The organism is [Actinomadura] parvosata subsp. kistnae (genome assembly GCF_900323885.1).
GTDB classification, from domain to species: domain Bacteria; phylum Actinomycetota; class Actinomycetes; order Streptosporangiales; family Streptosporangiaceae; genus Nonomuraea; species Nonomuraea composti.
Genome location: NZ_OOHJ01000018.1, coordinates 1238292 through 1256003 on the forward strand (window position 1 = coordinate 1238292; position 17712 = coordinate 1256003).

General features: G+C 71.4%; 19 protein-coding genes. 9 read left to right on the forward strand and 10 right to left on the reverse strand.

What is annotated here, in order from left to right:
* The first annotated feature begins 179 nt into the window (after positions 1-179).
* Positions 180-869, forward strand: a complete 690-nt coding sequence (locus tag KIS93_RS25725; protein ID WP_155129109.1) for a hypothetical protein — start codon at positions 180-182, stop codon at positions 867-869.
* Positions 866-1420, forward strand: coding sequence for a DUF6529 family protein (locus KIS93_RS25730; protein ID WP_080045261.1), 555 nt, complete (start codon positions 866-868; stop codon positions 1418-1420). The genes KIS93_RS25725 and KIS93_RS25730 overlap by 4 nt, the downstream gene beginning before the upstream one ends.
* On the opposite strand, the gene KIS93_RS25735 is transcribed toward KIS93_RS25730, so the two are convergent.
* Positions 1410-2342, reverse strand: coding sequence for an HpcH/HpaI aldolase/citrate lyase family protein (locus KIS93_RS25735; protein WP_080045260.1), 933 nt, complete (start codon positions 2340-2342; stop codon positions 1410-1412). The two genes, KIS93_RS25730 and KIS93_RS25735, sit on opposite strands and share 11 nt — an antisense overlap.
* Positions 2343-2380: 38 nt before the next feature.
* On the opposite strand from KIS93_RS25735, the gene KIS93_RS25740 reads away from it, so the two are divergent.
* A complete protein-coding gene (locus tag KIS93_RS25740; RefSeq protein ID WP_230465800.1) occupies positions 2381-2749 on the forward strand; it encodes a hypothetical protein in 369 nt (122 codons plus the stop codon).
* Here KIS93_RS25740 and KIS93_RS25745 read toward each other — a convergent pair.
* A complete protein-coding gene (locus tag KIS93_RS25745; protein WP_080045258.1) occupies positions 2733-3680 on the reverse strand; it encodes an EamA family transporter in 948 nt (315 codons plus the stop codon). The two genes, KIS93_RS25740 and KIS93_RS25745, sit on opposite strands and share 17 nt — an antisense overlap.
* Before the next feature lie 96 nt (positions 3681-3776).
* Between KIS93_RS25745 and KIS93_RS25750 the strand changes: the two genes are divergently transcribed.
* The gene (locus KIS93_RS25750; RefSeq protein ID WP_329607675.1) at positions 3777-4988 is read left to right on the forward strand and encodes a magnesium transporter MgtE N-terminal domain-containing protein; all 1212 of its coding nucleotides are present in this window, start codon (positions 3777-3779) and stop codon (positions 4986-4988) included.
* Positions 4978-5460, forward strand: coding sequence for a DUF1003 domain-containing protein (locus KIS93_RS25755; protein ID WP_080045257.1), 483 nt, complete (start codon positions 4978-4980; stop codon positions 5458-5460). Before KIS93_RS25750 ends, KIS93_RS25755 begins: the two co-directional genes overlap by 11 nt.
* Here KIS93_RS25755 and KIS93_RS25760 read toward each other — a convergent pair.
* On the reverse strand, positions 5429-5911 hold the full coding sequence (locus KIS93_RS25760; RefSeq protein ID WP_080045256.1) for a MarR family winged helix-turn-helix transcriptional regulator: 483 nt from the start codon (positions 5909-5911) through the stop codon (positions 5429-5431). The genes KIS93_RS25755 and KIS93_RS25760 overlap by 32 nt on opposite strands.
* A gap of 159 nt (positions 5912-6070) precedes the next feature.
* Between KIS93_RS25760 and KIS93_RS25765 the strand changes: the two genes are divergently transcribed.
* A complete protein-coding gene (locus tag KIS93_RS25765; protein ID WP_080045255.1) occupies positions 6071-7207 on the forward strand; it encodes an Mrp/NBP35 family ATP-binding protein in 1137 nt (378 codons plus the stop codon).
* An 85-nt stretch (positions 7208-7292) separates the two neighbouring features.
* On the opposite strand, the gene KIS93_RS25770 is transcribed toward KIS93_RS25765, so the two are convergent.
* The 4 genes from KIS93_RS25770 to sigE form a co-directional block, all read right to left on the reverse strand.
* On the reverse strand, positions 7293-7640 hold the full coding sequence (locus tag KIS93_RS25770) for a sec-independent translocase (protein ID WP_155129106.1): 348 nt from the start codon (positions 7638-7640) through the stop codon (positions 7293-7295).
* A 562-nt stretch (positions 7641-8202) separates the two neighbouring features.
* Positions 8203-10116: a S1C family serine protease gene (locus KIS93_RS65640; RefSeq protein WP_080045253.1), complete on the reverse strand. Its 1914-nt coding sequence runs from the start codon at positions 10114-10116 to the stop codon at positions 8203-8205.
* A gap of 165 nt (positions 10117-10281) precedes the next feature.
* On the reverse strand, positions 10282-10809 hold the full coding sequence (locus KIS93_RS25780; RefSeq protein WP_168021482.1) for an anti-sigma factor family protein: 528 nt from the start codon (positions 10807-10809) through the stop codon (positions 10282-10284).
* A 1-nt stretch (position 10810) separates the two neighbouring features.
* Complete coding sequence (gene sigE / locus KIS93_RS25785) at positions 10811-11443, reverse strand: RNA polymerase sigma factor SigE (protein ID WP_080045252.1); 633 nt, start codon at positions 11441-11443, stop codon at positions 10811-10813.
* A gap of 173 nt (positions 11444-11616) precedes the next feature.
* On the opposite strand from sigE, the gene KIS93_RS25790 reads away from it, so the two are divergent.
* Positions 11617-12255: an O-methyltransferase gene (locus KIS93_RS25790; RefSeq protein ID WP_080045251.1), complete on the forward strand. Its 639-nt coding sequence runs from the start codon at positions 11617-11619 to the stop codon at positions 12253-12255.
* Here KIS93_RS25790 and KIS93_RS25795 read toward each other — a convergent pair.
* Together KIS93_RS25795 and KIS93_RS25800 are read right to left on the reverse strand one after the other, a co-directional pair.
* Positions 12245-13648, reverse strand: coding sequence for a leucyl aminopeptidase (locus KIS93_RS25795; RefSeq protein ID WP_080045250.1), 1404 nt, complete (start codon positions 13646-13648; stop codon positions 12245-12247). The two genes, KIS93_RS25790 and KIS93_RS25795, sit on opposite strands and share 11 nt — an antisense overlap.
* 101 nt (positions 13649-13749) lie before the next feature.
* Positions 13750-13917 (reverse strand): DUF3117 domain-containing protein, encoded by a 168-nt coding sequence (locus tag KIS93_RS25800; protein ID WP_020545024.1) that lies wholly within the window; start codon positions 13915-13917, stop codon positions 13750-13752.
* Positions 13918-14076: 159 nt separating this feature from the next.
* Between KIS93_RS25800 and KIS93_RS25805 the strand changes: the two genes are divergently transcribed.
* Together KIS93_RS25805 and KIS93_RS25810 are read left to right on the forward strand one after the other, a co-directional pair.
* Positions 14077-14871, forward strand: coding sequence for a PaaX family transcriptional regulator (locus KIS93_RS25805; RefSeq protein WP_230465799.1), 795 nt, complete (start codon positions 14077-14079; stop codon positions 14869-14871).
* 94 nt (positions 14872-14965) lie between these two features.
* Positions 14966-17224 (forward strand): polysaccharide lyase 8 family protein, encoded by a 2259-nt coding sequence (locus KIS93_RS25810; RefSeq protein WP_222107626.1) that lies wholly within the window; start codon positions 14966-14968, stop codon positions 17222-17224.
* Here the strand turns inward: KIS93_RS25810 and KIS93_RS25815 are convergent.
* Positions 17184-17702 (reverse strand): DNA-3-methyladenine glycosylase I, encoded by a 519-nt coding sequence (locus KIS93_RS25815; RefSeq protein ID WP_230466613.1) that lies wholly within the window; start codon positions 17700-17702, stop codon positions 17184-17186. The genes KIS93_RS25810 and KIS93_RS25815 overlap by 41 nt on opposite strands.
* Positions 17703-17712 lie beyond the last annotated feature (10 nt).

Sequence of the window (17712 nt, forward strand, 5' to 3'; positions counted from 1 at the left end):
AGGACGGCGGTTGCGCTGGATACGGATACTCGGCCGCCGGCGTACCGTGCGGAAATGGAGACCCCGGATTTTCCTGCATGGCTCCATTCTGTCCGCTTGATGCGCATTAGTTCACAGACGGCCCGCCGTTTTAGGCGGATGCTCGGAGTCGTACGGCAATTCGACCCTGGGAGCAGTCCATGTCAAGGCTGGGACCTGTCATCACCCTCGCGGCGGGAGCAGTGCTCGCCGTGGGGCTCGGTGTCGCCAGCACCATCGCGACACCGGCGGCCGAGGAAACGGCCGCGGGCACCGCCGCCCAAGCACCCCCGTCGGAGGAGAGCAGCGCGGCGGCCTCGCCCTCCCCGTCCAAGACGGAGCCCGAGAAGATCGCCAAGGCCGACTACGGCGGCCGGGTCAAGGGCAACGGCGCCCTCATCGCCATCTCCATCAGGAACGGCAAGGCCGTCGGCTACTTCTGCGACGGCAGGAGCGAAGCCTGGTTCAAGGGCTCGGAGTCCGGCGGCGAGCTCCAGCTCAAGGGCGTCGCGAACGCCGGCGCCAAGGTGACGGCCGAGCTGGGCGGCGGCCGGGCCAAGGGCTGGGTGTCCGTCGGCGGCAGGAAGTGGGACTTCGTGGCGCCCACGGTGGTCAAACCGTCGGGCCTGTACCGGGCCACCGCCCTGGTCAGGGGCGCCAAGCTGCGCGCCGGCTGGATCGTGATCAAGAACCCGGACGGCGGCTACTACCAGGTCGGCGCCGCCGCGCTCGGCGAGCAGCAGGTCGCCATCCCGCGGCTCGACAGCGAGCGGCCCACCGCCCCCGTGACCGTGGACGGCACCACCGTCAGCCCGGAGGACGTCGACGGCTTCATCGAGGAGATGCAATGACCGCCATCCACCAGCAACAGCAGCATCGTCCCCCGAGCCTGGTCCCGCTCCTCGTGCCGCTGCTCGCCGGCGGCCTCGTCGTGCTCGCCCTCGGCGTGTACGGGCGCGCGCACACGCCCACCGGTTACGCCGTCGGCGTGGCCGGCTTCTCCGCCGCCCTGCCCATGAAGGCGTGGCTGACCACCGGCGCGTTCGTGCTGGCGATCGTGCAGGTGGTCTCCGCCCTGTCGATGTGGGGCAAGCTCGGGATCACGATCCCGCCCGCCGTGCACCGCTGGTCGGGGCGGCTGGCGTTCGTGCTCACGATCCCCGTCGCCTTCCACTGCCTGTACGCCCTCGGCCTCCAGTACGACGTGCCGCGCGTGCTCGCGCACTCGCTGCTCGGCTGCTTCTTCTACGGCGTGTTCACCGCGAAGATGCTGGCCCTGCCCAAGCGCGACACGCCGGGCTGGACGCTGCCGGTGCTCGGCGGGCTGACGTTCACGGCGCTGGTGGGGATCTGGCTGACGTCGGCGTTCTGGTTCTTCACCGCCATCGGCATCAAGGTGTGAAGCTCTTCGTCCGGCTCAGCCCGGCCGCCCGCCCCTTGGCGGCCACGACGAGCGCCATCTTCCTGGACGCCTCGTCGATCATCTCGTCGCCCAGCATGACCGCGCCGCGCTTCTCCACCGTGGTGTAGTACTCGTACGCCTCCAGGATGAGCTCGGCGTGGTCATAGTCCTCCTGCGCCGGCGAGAACACCTCGTTGGCCGCGTCCACCTGCGACGGGTGCAGCACCCACTTGCCGTCGAACCCGAGCGCCGCGGCCCGCTGGGCGACCCTGCGGAAGCCCTCGACGTCCTTGATCTGCAGGTAGGGGCCGTCGATCACTTGCAGGTCGTGCATCCTGGCCGCCATGAGCAGGCGCATGAGGATGTAGTGGTAGGCGTCGCCCTCGACGTAGCCGGGCGGCTGCTCGCCGACGACCAGCGTGCGCATGTTGATCGAGGCCATGAAGTCGGCGGGGCCGAACACGAGCGTCTCCAGCCGCTTCGACGAGCCGGCGATGGCGTCGGCGTTGACCAGGCCGCGGGCGTTCTCGATCTGCGCCTCGATGCCGATGCGGCCCACCTCGTACCCCATGGTCTTCTCGATCTGCGTCAGCAGCGTGTCGAGCCAGACGACCTCGGTCGGGTCCTGCACCTTGGGCAGCATCACGCAGTCGAGGTACGCGCCCGCCCCCTCCACGATCTCGATCACGTCCCGGTACGTCCATTGGGTGGTCAGGTCGTTCACCCTGACCACGCGGGTCTTGCCGGACCAGTCGCCCTCGCGCAGCGCGGCCACGATGTTGGCCCGCGCCTCCTCCTTCGCCAGCGGCGCGACGGAGTCCTCCAGGTCGAGGAAGACCTCGTCCACGGGCAGGGTCTGGGCCTTCTCCAGGAACCGGGGGTTGCTGCCTGGCACGGCGAGCACAGAACGTCGTGAGCGCATGCGGACACGCTACTGGGCCGCCGGTTACAGTCGGATCCGTGAGCGACGACATGACGGCCATCGAGGAGGGCGCCAAGAAGTCCGGCATCCTCTGGCTCACCCTCGACCGCCCCCGCCTGGCGTGGCACGCCTGGCACGACGGCGCTATCTACCTGGTGACCGGCGGCGAGGAGCAGCGGCTGCCCGGGCTCGACGGCCTCGACCGGGTGCACGTGACGCTGCGCAGCAAGGACAACGGGGCCAGGCTGGTGGAGTTCGAGGCCGCGGTGTCGGCCGTCGACCAGGCCGCGGCGGCCGACGCCGTGGCGGTGCTGGCCAAGGAGCGGCTCAACGCCCGCGACAGCGAGCACCTGACCGAGCGCTGGGCCCGCGAGTCCACCGTCTGGCGGCTCACCCCGCGGCGGTGACGGCCTGGGGCTCCTCGATCACGGCGGGCTGAGCGCTGGAGGTGGCGGTCTGGGCGAGCAGCGCGCCCGACAGCACGAGCAGGCCGCCGACGATCTGGAAGACGCCCAGCGTCTCGCCGACCAGCGCCCACGCCACGACGGCGCCGCCGATGACCTCCAGCGAGGCGACGGTGGCCCCCACCGCGGCCGACAGCCGCCGCACGGCGTTGACGCCCAGGATGTACGCGATCACGGTGGCGATCAGCACCATCCACAGGTACGCCCCCAGCACCGGCAGCCGCAGCCCGCCCTCGGGGGCGGCGGTGACGGTGAAGGCGTCCCACGGGATGTTCCACGGCCGGGCGAACGGGATCAGCACCAGGGCCGCGCCGGCCATGCCCCAGGCGATCAGGCCGAGGGGGTCGACGTCGTCGCCGAAGCTATCGTTCATCAGGAAATATCCGGCGCAGCACGCTCCGGCGAGCAGGCCGAGCAGCAGGCCCAGCGCGTCCAGCCGCAGGCCCTGCCACGCCTCGACGACGATCGCGAGCCCGACGACCGCGATGACGGCGCCAAGGTACGCGGCGCGGGCGAGGCGTACCTTGCGGATGAGCCGCACCCAGGCCACCACCATCACCGGCGCCATGAACTCCAGCAGCAGCGCCACCCCCACCGGCAGCCGGGTGATCGCCACGAAGTACAGCGCCTGTACGCCGGCCACCGCCATGATCGCGTACAGGGCGAAGAACGGCAACCTGGACCTGGGGATCCGCAGCGCCCGCGGCCGGACGACGGCCAGCACGGCGAGGAGCAGCAGCCCCGCGCCCGCCATCCGCGTCCACACGGCCTCGATCGGCGCCAGCCCGGCGGCGATGAGGTACTTCGCCATGGGCCCGGAGAACGCGAAACAGCACGACGACACGAACGCCAGCGCGAGCCCCGCATACCTCATCGCACACCGCCTGATACGTAATCACCATTAAGCAGGTTTGATACTGACACGCCGGGCGTTCGGGGTGCAACGGGGTGGCGCTGTTAGCCTGGCCACGTGAAGATCTTCGTGGCCCGGCTCCCCGGGACCCCGGTCTTCGACCCGGCCGGCGACCAGATCGGCCGGGTCAGAGACGTGGTGGTCGGGCTGCGCATCGGCCGCCGCCCCCAGGTGCACGGCCTCGTGGTCGAGGTGCAGCCGCGCCGCCGGGTGTTCCTGCCCATCACCCGGGTACGCCGCATCGAGGCCGGGTCCGTCGTCTTCACCGGGCGGCTCAACATGCGCAGGTTCGAGCAACGCGCCACCGAGACGCTGGTCATCGGCCAGATGCTCGACCTGACCGTACGCGTCGGCGACGAGCCCGTGACGGTCTACGACGTGGCGATGGAGGAGATGAAGCCGTCCACCTGGGAGATCACCAAGGTCGCCGTCCACAAGGAGCGGCGCCGCGAGCCGCGCACGGTCGACTGGGGCGAGGTGTCGGGCTTCGACACGCTGCAGCAGGACCAGGGGGCGGCCGGGCTGATCGCCGCGTTCGAGTCGCTGCGCGCCGCCGACATGGCCAGCGCGCTGCACGACCTGCCCAGCAAGCGGCGCATCGAGATCGCCCGCGCGCTGCACGACGACCGGCTGGCCGACGTCCTGGAGGAGCTGCCGCCCGCCGACCAGATCGGCATCCTCGGCACGCTGGAGCCCGAGCGGGCCGCCGACGTCCTGGAGGAGATGGGCCCCGACGACGCCGCCGACCTCCTGCACGACCTGCCCGCGGACCAGGCGGCCGAGCTGCTGGCGCTGATGGAGCCCGGCGAGGCCGCGCCCGTACGACGGCTGCTCACCTACCCCGAGACCAGCGCCGGCGGCGTGATGACCAGCGAGCCCGTCATCCTGCCGCCCACCGCCACCGTCGCCGAGGCGCTCGCCCACATCAGGCAGCAGGACCTGACACCCGCCGTGGCCGCCCAGGTCTACGTCACCCGGCCGCCCACCGAGACGCCCACCGGGGCCTACCTCGGGGTCACGCACTTCCAGCGGCTGCTGCGCGAGCCGCCGTCCACGCTGCTCGGCGCCGTGCTCGACCCCTCCATCGACCCGATCAGGCCGCACTTCACGCTCCGGCAGGTCACCTACTACCTGGCCAACTACAACCTCGTCGCCGCCCCCGTCGTGGACGAGCTGGGCCACCTCGTCGGCGCCGTCACGGTCGACGACGTGCTCGACCACATGCTTCCCGAGGACTGGCGCGAGAGGGCCGACGAGCATGACGACTGACCGCCTCGACCAACCCAGGGAGCTGCGCCGCACGCTGCGCCCCCACTACGACCCCGAGGCGTTCGGCCGCCTGTCGGAGCAGATCGCCCGTTTCCTCGGCACCGCCCGGTTCATCGTCTACATGACCGTGTTCGTCGCGGTCTGGGTCATCTGGAACGTGGCCGCGCCGGCCGGCTGGAAGTTCGACCCGTACCCGTTCATCTTCCTCACGCTGATGCTGTCGCTGCAGGCCAGCTACGCCGCGCCGCTCATCCTGCTCGCCCAGAACCGGCAGGACGACCGCGACCGCATCCAGTACGAGCAGGACCGCGAGGCCGCCGAGCGCAACCAGGCGGAGATCGAGTACCTGACGCGCGAGATCGCCGGCCTGCGCCTGGCACTGAACGACGTCGCCACCCGCGACTACCTGCGCTCGGAACTGGGCCGGCTGCTGGAGGAGCTCAAGGGGACCGGGCCGGAGCCGGGCCGCTGACCTCGTCCCCGAGCTTCGCGAGCATCACGCGCACCCGCGCGATCTCCCCCGCGTCCAGCATGTCGAGGAACTGCCGCCTGATGCCGCGCAGGTACGTCGGCGTCGCCTCCGCCAGCCGGGCCGCGCCCGCCTCGGTCAGCACCGCGAACAGGCCGCGCGCGTCGTCGGCGCACGCCTCGCGCGCCACCAGCCCGTCACGCTGCAACCGGTCGATGAGCCTGGTCAGGCCGCTGCGCGAGAGCAGCACCCGGTCGGCCAGGTCGTTCATGCGCAGCCGCCGCCGCGGCGACTCCGCGAGCTGCACGAGCACCTCGTACGAGGCCAGCGGCAGATCGTGCGCGACGAGCAGCTCGCTCTCCAGGTGGCGCGTGATGCGCACCTGCGCACGCTGCAACATGCGCCAGACCGCCAGCTCCTCGGCGGTCAGGCTCTCGTCGCGCAGAAGACTCACGGAGTAACCTTAGACGTTGTTGCACAGACATCTAACAGTGCGGATTAACCCAGCGCGGGCTTCGGTTCATACCATGGAGGGGCATCCTCGCTGGCGTCCAGCGCCTGTCACACATATACCGACAAAGGAGGGACGGCACTCCCTCGTGCCGAGACTTCGATGGCACCAACCCAGGAACTCGTGACGGCGGCACTCGCCACCGTCATCGACCCCGAGATCCGTCGCCCGATCACGGACCTCGACATGGTCAAGAACATCGAGATCGCTCCCGACGGGGCGGTGCGCGTAGGCGTCTACCTCACCGTGGCCGGATGTCCCATGAAGGACACCATCAGCCGCGACGTCACCACCGCGGTCTCCAAGGTCGAAGGTGTGACCGGCGTCCAGATCGAGCTCGACGTCATGAGCGCCGAGCAGCGCAAGACGCTGCAGACCAAGCTGCGCGGCGACCGCGGGCCGGAGAAGGAGATCCCGTTCAACCAGCCGGGGTCGCTCACCCGCGTGTTCGCGGTGGCCAGCGGCAAGGGCGGGGTCGGCAAGTCCTCCGTCACGGTCAACCTCGCCGCCGCCATGGCCTCCAGCGGCCTCAAGGTGGGCATCGTCGACGCCGACATCTACGGCCACAGCATCCCTCGCATGCTGGGCGCCGCCGAGCGGCCCACCAAGGTCGAGGACATGATCATGCCGCCGGTGGCCCACGACATCAAGGTCATCTCGGTGGGCATGTTCAAGCCGCCGGGCAACACGCCCGTCGTCTGGCGCGGCCCCATGCTCGACCGGGCCCTGCACCAGTTCCTCGCCGACGTCTACTGGGGCGACCTCGACGTCCTCCTCCTCGACCTGCCCCCCGGCACCGGCGACATCGCCATCTCCGTCGCCCAGCGGCTGCCCGGAGCGGAGATCCTCGTCGTCACCACCCCGCAGATGGCCGCCGCCGAGGTCGCCGAACGCGCCGGCTCCATCGCCGCCCAGACCCACCAGCAGGTCGCCGGCGTCATCGAGAACATGGCCTGGCTCCCCTGCCCCCACTGCGACGAACGCATCGCCGTCTTCGGCGAGGGCGGCGGCCAGACCGTCGCCGACGCCCTCACCCGCACCCTCGGCGCCCGCGTCCCGCTGCTCGGCCAGGTGCCGATCGACATGCGGCTGCGCGAGGGCGGCGACGAAGGCAAGCCGCTGGTCCTCACCGACCCCGACTCGCCGGCCGCCGCCGAGCTCAGGAAGATCGCCTCCGGCCTGAGCAAGCGCTCCTCCAGCCTGAAGGGCCTCCAACTCGGCCTCGCCCCGCGCCGCTGACCCCTCTTCACGCCACGAGCCCCCTCCCTTCCCGGGAGGGGGCTCGTCGGCTTCAGGGGCTTGCAGGACGCCGCATGAGGCGCTGTCAGGTCGCCTCGGAGTCGTAGGGCGGCAACTCCCCGAACCCGAGCTCATCGACCGGCTCAGGCGCGTACGGGGCCGCCGCGACCGGCTCCAGCTCGCGCCGCTTGTTGTCGTTCCAGTCGTCCTCGAGATCGTCGAGAAGATGCTTGCGAACGAAGTTCCGCGGATTCAGGTCGGCCGGATCGAAGTTCTGAAACTCCGGCCCCAGGCCCGCCCTCAGGTCGTCCCGCGCGTTGTTGGCCATCCGGCGCAGGTTCCGCAGCGTCTTGCCCGCCTGCGCGGCGGCCTGCGGCAGTCTTTCCGGACCGAAGACGAGCAGCGCGATCACGATCAGCGCCCCGATCTCCATCCACCCGAGTCCGAACACCGTGAGCTCCTACCGCAGTCAAACCTCTCCGAGGACAACCCCGGCCTATCCACAGACTAAGGGCTCCATCGGGTAGGTCGGTCGTCTCCCCCGGGTCATATCACCCCCACACCTCCCCCGACCACCCTTTGGCGCGAGTACAGCCCAACACCCGAGACACGCGCCCGCGGGGCCTGGGCGCGGGAGCCGCGGCGAGGGGCCGGGGCGAGAGGGCCCGCGCACGGGTACCTAGGCGCGGGTGCCTAGGCGCGAGGACTGGGGCGCGAGGACTGGGCGCGATGCGACGCACGACGCGCCGCCGCCGAGCGCCGGGTCGGCGAGGCGCCGTACGGCGGAGCCCGGCGCAACGCAAACCGCGCTCAGCCGAGACCCACGGCGCGGGGCGCAAGCGCGGGGGCGCGAGGGGCGCGGGGCCGGGTGCAGGCGCGGTGGGCGTGAGGTTAGGCGGGGGGCGCGGTGGTGAAACCGCCTGGAAAGCGGGCCGCGCCGCAGCCGGGCACAAGGGCCCCGCTGCGGCGCGGACAGGCGGAAGAGCAGGTAGGGGTCAGGAGGGGGTGGGGGTGGGTTCGTCTTCGGCTACCACCGTGAGGGTGGCGGTGCGTTCCTGGCCGGCGCGCTGGTACTTGATGTTGATTTTGGAGCCGGGCGTCTTGCTGCGGATCAGGGCGATCAGCTCGTTCCCGTCCTGGAGGGCCAGCCCGTCGATTTCCAGGATCACGTCGCCGGCCTGGAGGCCGGCCTGGTCGGCGGGGCCGCCCTTGGTGACGGGCTGCTGGCCGCCGGCCGGTTCGGAGGCGATGCGGACGCCCTGGCCCCGGTAGTCCTTGTCGAGGACGATGCCGATCTTGGGGCGCTTGGCCTTGCCGGTGGTGATGAGCTCTTCGGCGACCCGTCGCGTCTGGTTGACGGGGATGGCGAAGCCGAGGCCGATGCTGCCGCTCTGGCTGCTCACCGAGCGGCCCAGGGTGGCGATGGCCGAGTTGACGCCGACGACCTCGCCCCTGCCGTTGACGAGGGGGCCGCCGGAGTTGCCCGGGTTGATGGCGGCGTCGGTCTGGATGGCGCTGATGTAGGCGGGCTCCTCCGAGCTGGTGCCCGTCTCGTCGCCGGCGATGACGGGGCGGTTGAGCGAGCTGACGATGCCGGTGGTCACGGTGCCGGTCAGGCCGAGCGGGGAGCCGATGGCGATCACGGGGTCGCCGACGACGACCTGGTCGGAGTTGCCGAGGGTGATCTCCGGCGTGCCGAACGTCTCCTCCGGCTTCACCACCGCCAGGTCCGAGCCCGGGTCGCGGCCGACGATGCGGGCCGTGGTGGTCTTGCGGTTGTTGAACATGATCCGGATCTCGCCGCCGTTGGCCGCCAGCGAGACCACGTGGTTGTTGGTGACCACGTAGCCGTTCTTGATGAGGAAGCCGGAGCCGGTGGCGCCTTCGGTGTTGCTGCCGTTGCCGACCTCCAGCGAGACCACGCTGGGCAGCACCCGCGCGGCCACGCCCGCCACCGAGTCGGGCTCGCGGCTGGTGGCTCCGGTGGGGAGCGGGCCGAGGCTGTAGGACGGGTCGTTGCCGCTGCTGGGCTTGGTCAGCAGGTACGTGCCCACGCTGCCGAGCACCGAGGCCACCAGGGCGATGACCACGGCCATCGAGATGAGCAGGCCGGTGCCGGGCCCGCGCTTGGCGGCGCCGGTGCCGCCGGGAGGGGGTGGCGCCCAGCCGGGGCCCATCCCGAGTGCCTGGCGAGGGGGTGGCGGCTGAGCGGGGCCGCCTCCGCTGCCGCTTCCGTACGTGGGTGAGCCGCCGAACGGCGGGCCCTCGTAGGAGCGGGCCCCGCTGTCGGGCGAGCCGAAGAACGGGCTGTCGTATGCGCGGGTCGTCCCGTCCGGCGGGCCGAACGACGGGCTGTCGTATGCGCGGGTCGTCCCGTCAGGCGGGCCGAACGACGGGCCGCTGCCGCCGTTGTTGTTGTCGTACGAGCGCGTCGGAGTGCCGTCCGGCGGGCCGAACGAAGAGCCGCTGCCGCCGTTGTTGTCGTAAGGAGACGCAGGCGACCCGAAGGAAGGGCCGGTGCCGGTGTTGTCGTACGAAGGTGTTGGCGGGCCGAAGGAGGGGCGGGTGCCGCCGCTGGGTGGCGGGCCGAACGACGGTGCGCCCGGCGACGGCGGGCCGGACTGCGGGCCGGTCTGAGGGCCGGGCTGAGGGCCGGTCTGCGCGGGGCCGGGGGTGCCGTAAGAAGGCCCGTACGACGGCTCGTACGGGCGTGACTCCTGCGGCGGCGAGCCCTGACCCTCGGGGCGCCCGGACGGGTCGCCCCACGTGGTGCCGAACGAGGCGGGCGGCTCGGGCCGCCTGCCGTCGTGTTCGGGCCTGTCGTCAGCGGGTAGGAAGTCCGGCCGCCCCTGTGGCTCGGGGGAGTCCGACGGTGTGCGTCCTTCGGTGGACCGCGTCTCGTCGGTCATCTAAGTCTCACCACTCCTTGGCTCGGCCACCGCAATCCTCGCTCTTGCGGCATACGAGGGCTATAAAGCTTTTGTCAGGACTTGCTTGTGACAATTCCCGAACCCAGATCGTATGCCCCGCGCGCCGCCGACTACGCCAACCGTTTGCTCCCCGGCATGACCGGGTCAAGGCGTGGCGGTCGACGAGCCGTTCGTAGGCGTAGTACGGGCCTGCTGCTGGAACAGTTCAACCGGCGGCGCCGGGTTGTTCTGGCCGATGCCGGTGGTGGCGAAGAAGGTGCCGATCGCCACGGCGGCCGAGACGACCCCGACCGCCACGTAGGCCGAGCGCCGCCTACCACCGCGGCCAGGGCCCGAGGCCCCACCGGTGGCGTCCCGGCGCGGGCGGTTGTCGAGGGGCGCGATGGTGTGCGGCCCAGGGATGGGCACTCCCCCGAACGTACGGGTGGGGAAAGGGCGCTCCCTCGGGGGCAGCGGCCCGCCCGGCTCCGCCATCCGGAGCAGGGACATCGTCAGGTCGGTCGGCATGGCGGGGCCGTCGAGCGAGCGCAGGCGCGTCTTGAGCGCGCGTACCGACTCGACCTCCCGCCTGCAGTCAGCGCAGAAAGTCAGGTGCGCGAGCGCGCGTTCGCGCTCGGTGTGGCTGAGCTCTCCGTCCACCAGCGCGGAAACACGCTCTCCAAGATGGGACATATCAGACTTCCTCCCCACGGATCACGGTCGGGGGGAGTTGAGTATTACGGGGGGCCCGATGGTCGAGCGCCTCCCGCAACTGCGCCCGGCCACGGTGAATACGGCTTCGGACCGTACCCAGCTTGACGCCGAGCGTGGCCGCGATCTCCTCGTAAGACAGGCCCTCGATGTCACACAGCACGATCGCGGCCCGGAACTCGGGGGCGAGCGCGTCGAGGGCGGCCTGGATGTCGGGCTCCAGGTGGGCGTCGTCGAACGCCTGCGCCGGGGACGGCTCACGACCGCGCAGCCGCTCGGCCGCGTCGTCCGCGAGACCCTCGAACCTGATGCGCTGCTTGCGCCGCGCCATGTCGAGGAACAGGTTCGTCGTGATCCGGTGCAGCCACCCCTCGAACGTGCCGGGGGTGTAGCTCGACAGCGACCTGAAAACCCGGACGAAGACCTCCTGCGTGAGGTCTTCGGCATCGTGGACATTGCCGGTCAGCCGGTACGCCAGCCGATACACACGTGCGGAGTGCGTCCGCACGACCTCCTCCCACGTGGGGGGAGTCCAATCAGACGACACGGGAGTATCAGTCTGGTGGTCGCTTTCGTCCACCAGAACTCCTCTCTCTGGGACCACCGCTACCGCCATAGTGCCTGGTTTCGTCCCTTCGTGCGCACTGCCTGCCTTCCGGACCGGCAAAGCCCGTTTAAACCTGCAACGCCTTAGGTCCCTCCTGAGTTCCCGTCCTGGCGTGTCTCCCCTAGGCTGCGATCGGTGCCAATCTCGCGGACCAATCGCACGAAAGTGGGGGGAGGAGGCCGATGACCACTCCGGTGGAGGCCACTCTGGCCTATGCGGAGCAGTTCCATCACGAGGATGAGATCCTGCACGCGGCGCGGCAGCGCGGGCTGGAGATGGGTGCGACGCCCATCCTTCCCGGCGCAGGGGCGGCGTTGTGCTTCCTCGCGACCGCCGTCAACGCCAAGTCCGTCGTCGAGGTCGGCACGGGGTGCGGCGTCTCGGGGCTGTGGCTGCTGCGCGGCATGCGTACGGACGGCACGCTGACGAGCGTGGACGTCGAGCCCGAGCATCAGCGGCTGGCCAGGCAGGCGTTCACGGAGGCCGGCTTCTCCGGCAGCCGGGTGCGGCTGATCTCGGGCCGCGCGCTCGACGTGCTGCCGCGGCTGTCCGACGGCGGCTACGACATGGTGTTCGCCGACGGCGCCACCTACGAGTACGCCGACTACCTGGCCGAGGCGGTGCGCCTGCTGCGCGTGGGCGGCATCGTGGCCTTCGACAACATGTTGTGGCACAACCGGGTGGCCGACCCCGCGCAACGCGACTCGGAGACGGTGGCGCTGCGCGAGGTGGGCAAGCTGGTGCAGTCGGACGAGCGGCTGCGCTCGGTGCTGATGCCGCTGGGCGACGGCCTGCTGGCCGCCGTCAAGATCAGCTCTTAGTCAGCCACTCCAGCAGCACGCGGACGCCGAAGCCCGTGGCGCCCTTGGTGAGCACGCCGTCGTCCACGGTGCTGCGGCCGACCCCGGCGATGTCGAGGTGCGCCCACGGCCGGTCGCCGGCGAACTCGCGCAGGAACAGCGCCGCGGTGATCGAGCCCGCCCCGAACGTGGACCCGGCCTCGACGTTGGCGAGGTCGGCGATCGGCGACTCCAGCGCGGGCGTGTAGTCCTCCACCAGCGGCATCCGCCACAGCCGGTCGTCGGCGGCCTGCCCGGCCTCGACGAGCTGCTTGGCCAGCACGTCGTCGGAGGAGTAGACGGCGCCGACGTGGGGCCCGAGCGCCACCGTGATGGCGCCGGTGAGCGTGGCGATGTCCACGACCGCGTCGGGGTCGAGCCGGGCGTCGGCGTAGGCGAGCGCGTCGGCCAGCACCAGGCGGCCCTCGGCGTCGGTGTTGAGCACCTCGACGGTGCGCCCGCCGTAGTGGGTGATCACGTCGCTGGGCCGCTGGGCGGTGCCGGACGGCATGTTCTCGGCTGCCGCGACCAGGCCGGTGACGCGTACGGGCGCCTTGAGCGCGGCCAGCGCGCCGAGCACGGCGATGACGACGGCCCCGCCGGCCATGTCGGTCTTCTGCAGCTTCATGTTGGCGGTCGGCTTGAGCGACAGGCCGCCGGAGTCGAACGTGATGCCCTTGCCGACCAGCACGACGTGCCGCTCGGCCGGCCCCTCGGGCGTGTAGGAGAGCTGGATGAGGCGGGGCGGGCTGGCCGAGCCCCTGCCCACCGCGAGGATGCCGCCGAACCCGTCGGCCCGCAGCTCCTCTTCGTCCCACACCTTGGTCGGCACGCCGCTCTCGGCGGCCCGCTCGGCCAGCCACGCGGGGTTCTTGACGGAGGCGGGCGTGTTGGCCAGGTCGCGGGCGAGCGCGACCGCCCGCGCGACCGTCTCGGCCCGCCGCACCTGCTCCTCGTCCGCCCCCGCGAACGCCAGCGCCCGCACGGGCTTCCTGCCCGCGCCGCCGATCCTGAACGTGTACGCCGCCAGCAGCGCCGCCTCCACGAACGGGGTGACATCGCCGCCCGGCACCATCACGGTGAGGGTGTCGCGGCCCTTGACCTTCCTGGTGAGCGCCGCGGCGGCGGTGCGCAGCGCCTTGGGCGAGCCGTCGCCCACGCCGTACAGCAGGATCCGCCCCACCGCGCCGTCACGTGCCACCGGAACCTCGACGATCTCGCCCGCCTCGCCCTTGGCCTCGTAGTGCGCCAGCAGGCCGGGCGCCGGCAGGGGCAGCTCGACCCGTGGGCTGAGATCGGCGTCGTAGGGCACGGCCAGCAGCTCGGCGTCGGCGGGAACGTCGGCGACCACCGTCGCAGTGGTCTCAATCGGCACGGGAATCTCTCCTCGGAACGTCGGCGACCGCTGAAACGTCAGCGACCCTGGCGCCGGTCATACGCCAGGGTCGTGGAACACGAGTTGTCTTTCGGGAGCTCTCAGCCCACGACGTTCTTCAACGCCTCGCCGAGCGCCTTTGCCTCGTCGGCGGAGATCTCCACGACGAGCCGGCCGCCACCCTCCAGGGGGACCCGCATGACAATGCCGCGCCCTTCCTTGGTGACCTCGAGCGGACCATCGCCGGTCCGCGGCTTCATCGCCGCCATGCGTGCATCCCTTCCTGCCTTGGGCTCCCGCGGCCCGCGATTTCCGACCTCCCGAGGGGGTGGTCGGCGCATTCACGTCTTCTGTGATGTCCTATTCTCCCGCATCGAGAGCCCTCATGGGTAACGATCTCCTCCCAGAATGCGTTGTCGAGGCGTGCGATGACGTCCAAACTGGACTTCGTGCACGCTCGCGCCGCTCTGTTCGACCTCTACGGAGACCATCTGCGCTCGCGCGGTGGCCAGGCGTCCGTCGCCGCGCTCGTCCGGCTGATGAAACCCCTGGAAATCGCGGCTCCCGCCGTGCGCACGGCGGTTTCGCGCATGGTGCGCCAGGGGTGGTTGCGGCCGCTGCGGCTGCCCCAGGGGGCGGGCTACGGGCTGACTCCCAAGTGCGTCAGGCGGCTTGATGAGGCCGCGCTCAGAATTTACCGAGCCGGGACACTCACCTGGCACGGCCGCTGGCACGTGATCGTCTTCGAGCCGGCGAAGGAGCGGCCGCGCCGGGAGCGGCTGAGGGCCGACCTGACGTTCCTCGGGTACGCGTCGCTGTCGGAGACCACCTGGATCGGCCCGCGCTCGTCGATCGAGCTGGACAACCTGCTCGAAGGCGAGGGGGTGCGGGCCGACCGGTTCGACGCGGCGCTGGAGGGCGACCCGCGCGAGCTGGTCGCCAGGGCTTGGGACCTGTCCGCCATCGGGGAGGCGTACGAGCAGTGGCACGCCGAAGCGGTCACGCTGGTCAGCAGCCTGCCGGAGGGCGCGCCCGACGACCAGGTGTTCGCCACGCGCAGCCGGCTGGTGCACGGCTGGCGCAACTTCCTGTTCCGCGACCCGGGGCTGCCGCCCGAGCTGCTGCCCGCGGGCTGGCCGGGCGAGAAGGCCAGGGCGTTCTTCGAGCAGGAGGCGGCGAGGCTTCTGCCCGCCGCGGCCGCGTTCGTGGACAAGGAGCTGTGAGCGCTCCGCCGAAAAGAGATGCCGCCGAAAAGAGATGCCGACATTCAACGCTGAGTAACTGATCAACCACGCTTCCATGGGCCAAGCTAGCGGCATGCGCTCTTCCGACGCCTCGGGCTCGCCGGCCCCGCACGACTTCGAGGCCCTCCGCTCCACCGCCGTGACCCTGCTCACCGGCGGGGACCTCGACGTCACCGACCCGTCCTACAAGCGGCCGCTGGCCGCGCTCAGCGAACGGGCCGCCACCTGGCTGGCCGAGATGGTGCCCGGCCTGATCTGGCCCGACCTCCCGCTCGAAGGCCGTCCGGGCAACGTGACCGGCAGCTACGGGCGGCTGCGGGCCATCGTGACCGCGTGGGCCACGCCCGGCACCGCCCAGCACGGCGACGACGCCGTGGCGTCGAAGGTGATCGAGGCGCTCGACCTGCTGTACGAGGGGCACTACAACGAGCGGCTGCCCGAGACCGGCAACTGGTGGTTCTGGGAGATCGGCACGCCCGCCGAGCTGAGCCGCGCGTGCGTGCTGCTCGGCGACCGGCTCGACGCGGGCAGGCTGCGCGCCTACCTGGGGGCGATCGACCGGTTCTGCCCCGACGCCGACCGGCGCGCCGGCTGGCCGGAGGCCAGCGAGAGCGGCGCCAACCGGGCCGACAAGGCCGCGATCGTCGCCTTCCGCGGCGTGGCGGGCCGCGACGCGGGCAAGCTGGCCCTCGCCCGCGACGGGCTGTCCGACGTACGCGACGGCGGGCGGCACAGCGTGTTCGGCTACGCCGAATCGGGCGACGGCTTCCGCCGCGACGGCTCGTTCATCCAGCACGACGTGGTGGCCTACACGGGCTCGTACGGCCTGTCGCTGCTCATCGCGGTCGCCGAGACCCTGGCGCTGCTGCACGGCTCGCCGTGGGCGATCTCCGATCCGGGACGGCGGGTGGTGCTCGACGCCGTGGAGCGTTCCTTCGCGCCGTTCATCCACGACGGCCTGCTCATGGACACCGTCAGGGGCCGCGCCACCAGCCGGCAGGCCTTCCCCGACAGCGTGGCGGGGCACCGGGCGATCGGGGCGGTGCTGCTACTGGCCGACAGCGCGCCGGAGCCGTACCGCGGGAGGTTCAGGGGCCTGGCCAAGGGGTGGATCCAGCGCGGCGAGTCCCTGCGTTACCTGGAGCACGCGAGCGTGGCGGAGACCCGGCGGGCGATCGCCGTGCTCGACGACAAGAGCGTCGAGGCCGTGCCCGCCACGGAGGGGCACTTCGTGTTCCCCGAGATGGACCGGGTCGTGCACCGGCGGTCCGGCTGGTCGGTGGCGATCAGCATGTCCTCGGAGCGGACCGCCGCGTACGAGGCCATCAACGGCGAGAACCGGCACGGCTGGTACACCGGCGACGGCATGACCTCCCTCTACACCGGCGACCTCGGCCACTACGGGCACGACTTCTGGCCGACGGTGGACCCGTACCGGCTGCCCGGCATCACGGTGGACCCCCGCCCCCGGGACGACCTCGACTTCCGCGTCCACCGCCCGCCGACCCCCTGGGCGGGCGGCGTGGTGCTCAGCGGCCGGCACGGCGTCAGCGCCATGGAGCTGATCGGCGACGGCGTGAGCCTGCGCGCCCGCAAGTCGTGGTTCTTCCTCGAATCGGCCGTGCTCGCGCTCGGCAGCGGCATCACCGCCACCGACGGCCGCACGGTCGAGACCGTGATCGAGAACCGCGCCATCGAGGACGAGCCGTACATCGGCGACGGCTGGGTGCACCTGGCCGGGGTCGGCGGATACGTGTTCGAGGGCGCCAGGATGCTCGTGGAGACGCGTACGGGCCGCTGGCGCGACATCAACACCGGCGACGACACCGCGGGCTCCTTCGAGCCCGTCACGCGGCGCTACGTGACGTTCTGGTTCGACCACGGCGTCGACCCCGTGGCCGCCCGCTACGCGTACGCGCTGCTGCCGGGCGCCACCCGCGGCCGCACCCGCAACTTCCGCGGGGCCCGCCCGGTGCGGGTGCTGTCCAACACGCCGGAGCTGCAGGCCGTGCAGACGCGCTCGATGTTCGGCGCCACCTTCTGGGCCGCGGGCAGCGCCTGGATCGTGGAGGTGGACCAGCCGTGCGTGGTCATGGCGCGCCGGTCGAGCGGGCGGCTCGTGCTGGCCGTGGCCGACCCGACCAGGACGGCGGACGTCATCACGCTCACGCTGAGCCGCTCACAGGGCGGGGTCATCCGCGCCGACGACACCGTCACGGTGCGCACCGGCAAGAAACCCGTCATCGCGGTGAAGGTCGGCGGGTCACTCGGGCGCTCGCACAGCGTGGAGCTCAGCGACTACGGGCCACGCAGCCCTCGAGATGATCGTTGACCAGGCCGATCGCCTGCATCAGCGCGTAGGCCGTGGTCGGGCCGACGAACCTGAAGCCGTGCCGCTTCAGCTCCTTGGCCAGCGCCTTCGAGCCGGGCGTCACGGCGGGCACGTCGGCCATCGTGCGCGGCACCGGCGCGCCCGGGTCGGCGTGCCGCCACACCAGCTCCGACAGGCCGCCGGGCAGGTCGAGGGCGGCCCTGGCGTTGCCGATCACGGCCTCGATCTTGGCGCGGTTGCGGATGATGCCGGCGTCGGCGAGCAGCCGCTCGACGTCCGCCTCCGTGTACGCGGCCACCTTCGGGATCGAGAAGCGGTCGAAGGCGGCGCGGAAGTTCTCCCGCTTGCGCAGGATCGTCAGCCACGACAGGCCCGACTGGAACGCCTCCAGCGACACGCGCTCGAAGACGGCGTCGTCGCCCTTGACCGGGCGGCCCCACTCCTCGTCGTGGTAGGCCAGGTACATGGGGTCGGCCATGCCCGCCCAG

Excerpts from the sequence above, each read along its gene's own strand:
- KIS93_RS25725 (WP_155129109.1), top strand. The coding sequence starts at position 180 with ATGTCAAGGCTGGGACCTGTCATCACCCTCGCGGCGGGAGCAGTGCTC.
- KIS93_RS25730 (WP_080045261.1), top strand. The coding sequence starts at position 866 with ATGACCGCCATCCACCAGCAACAGCAGCATCGTCCCCCGAGCCTGGTC.
- KIS93_RS25735 (WP_080045260.1), bottom strand. The coding sequence starts at position 2,342 with ATGCGCTCACGACGTTCTGTGCTCGCCGTGCCAGGCAGCAACCCCCGG.
- KIS93_RS25745 (WP_080045258.1), bottom strand. The coding sequence starts at position 3,680 with ATGAGGTATGCGGGGCTCGCGCTGGCGTTCGTGTCGTCGTGCTGTTTC.
- KIS93_RS25755 (WP_080045257.1), top strand. The coding sequence starts at position 4,978 with ATGACGACTGACCGCCTCGACCAACCCAGGGAGCTGCGCCGCACGCTG.
- KIS93_RS25765 (WP_080045255.1), top strand. The coding sequence starts at position 6,071 with ATGGCACCAACCCAGGAACTCGTGACGGCGGCACTCGCCACCGTCATC.
- KIS93_RS25770 (WP_155129106.1), bottom strand. The coding sequence starts at position 7,640 with ATGGAGATCGGGGCGCTGATCGTGATCGCGCTGCTCGTCTTCGGTCCG.
- KIS93_RS65640 (WP_080045253.1), bottom strand. The coding sequence starts at position 10,116 with ATGACCGACGAGACGCGGTCCACCGAAGGACGCACACCGTCGGACTCC.
- KIS93_RS25780 (WP_168021482.1), bottom strand. The coding sequence starts at position 10,809 with ATGTCCCATCTTGGAGAGCGTGTTTCCGCGCTGGTGGACGGAGAGCTC.
- sigE (WP_080045252.1), bottom strand. The coding sequence starts at position 11,443 with ATGGCGGTAGCGGTGGTCCCAGAGAGAGGAGTTCTGGTGGACGAAAGC.
- KIS93_RS25790 (WP_080045251.1), top strand. The coding sequence starts at position 11,617 with ATGACCACTCCGGTGGAGGCCACTCTGGCCTATGCGGAGCAGTTCCAT.
- KIS93_RS25800 (WP_020545024.1), bottom strand. The coding sequence starts at position 13,917 with ATGGCGGCGATGAAGCCGCGGACCGGCGATGGTCCGCTCGAGGTCACC.
- KIS93_RS25805 (WP_230465799.1), top strand. The coding sequence starts at position 14,077 with ATGACGTCCAAACTGGACTTCGTGCACGCTCGCGCCGCTCTGTTCGAC.
- KIS93_RS25810 (WP_222107626.1), top strand. The coding sequence starts at position 14,966 with ATGCGCTCTTCCGACGCCTCGGGCTCGCCGGCCCCGCACGACTTCGAG.
- KIS93_RS25815 (WP_230466613.1), bottom strand. The coding sequence starts at position 17,702 with ATGGCCGACCCCATGTACCTGGCCTACCACGACGAGGAGTGGGGCCGC.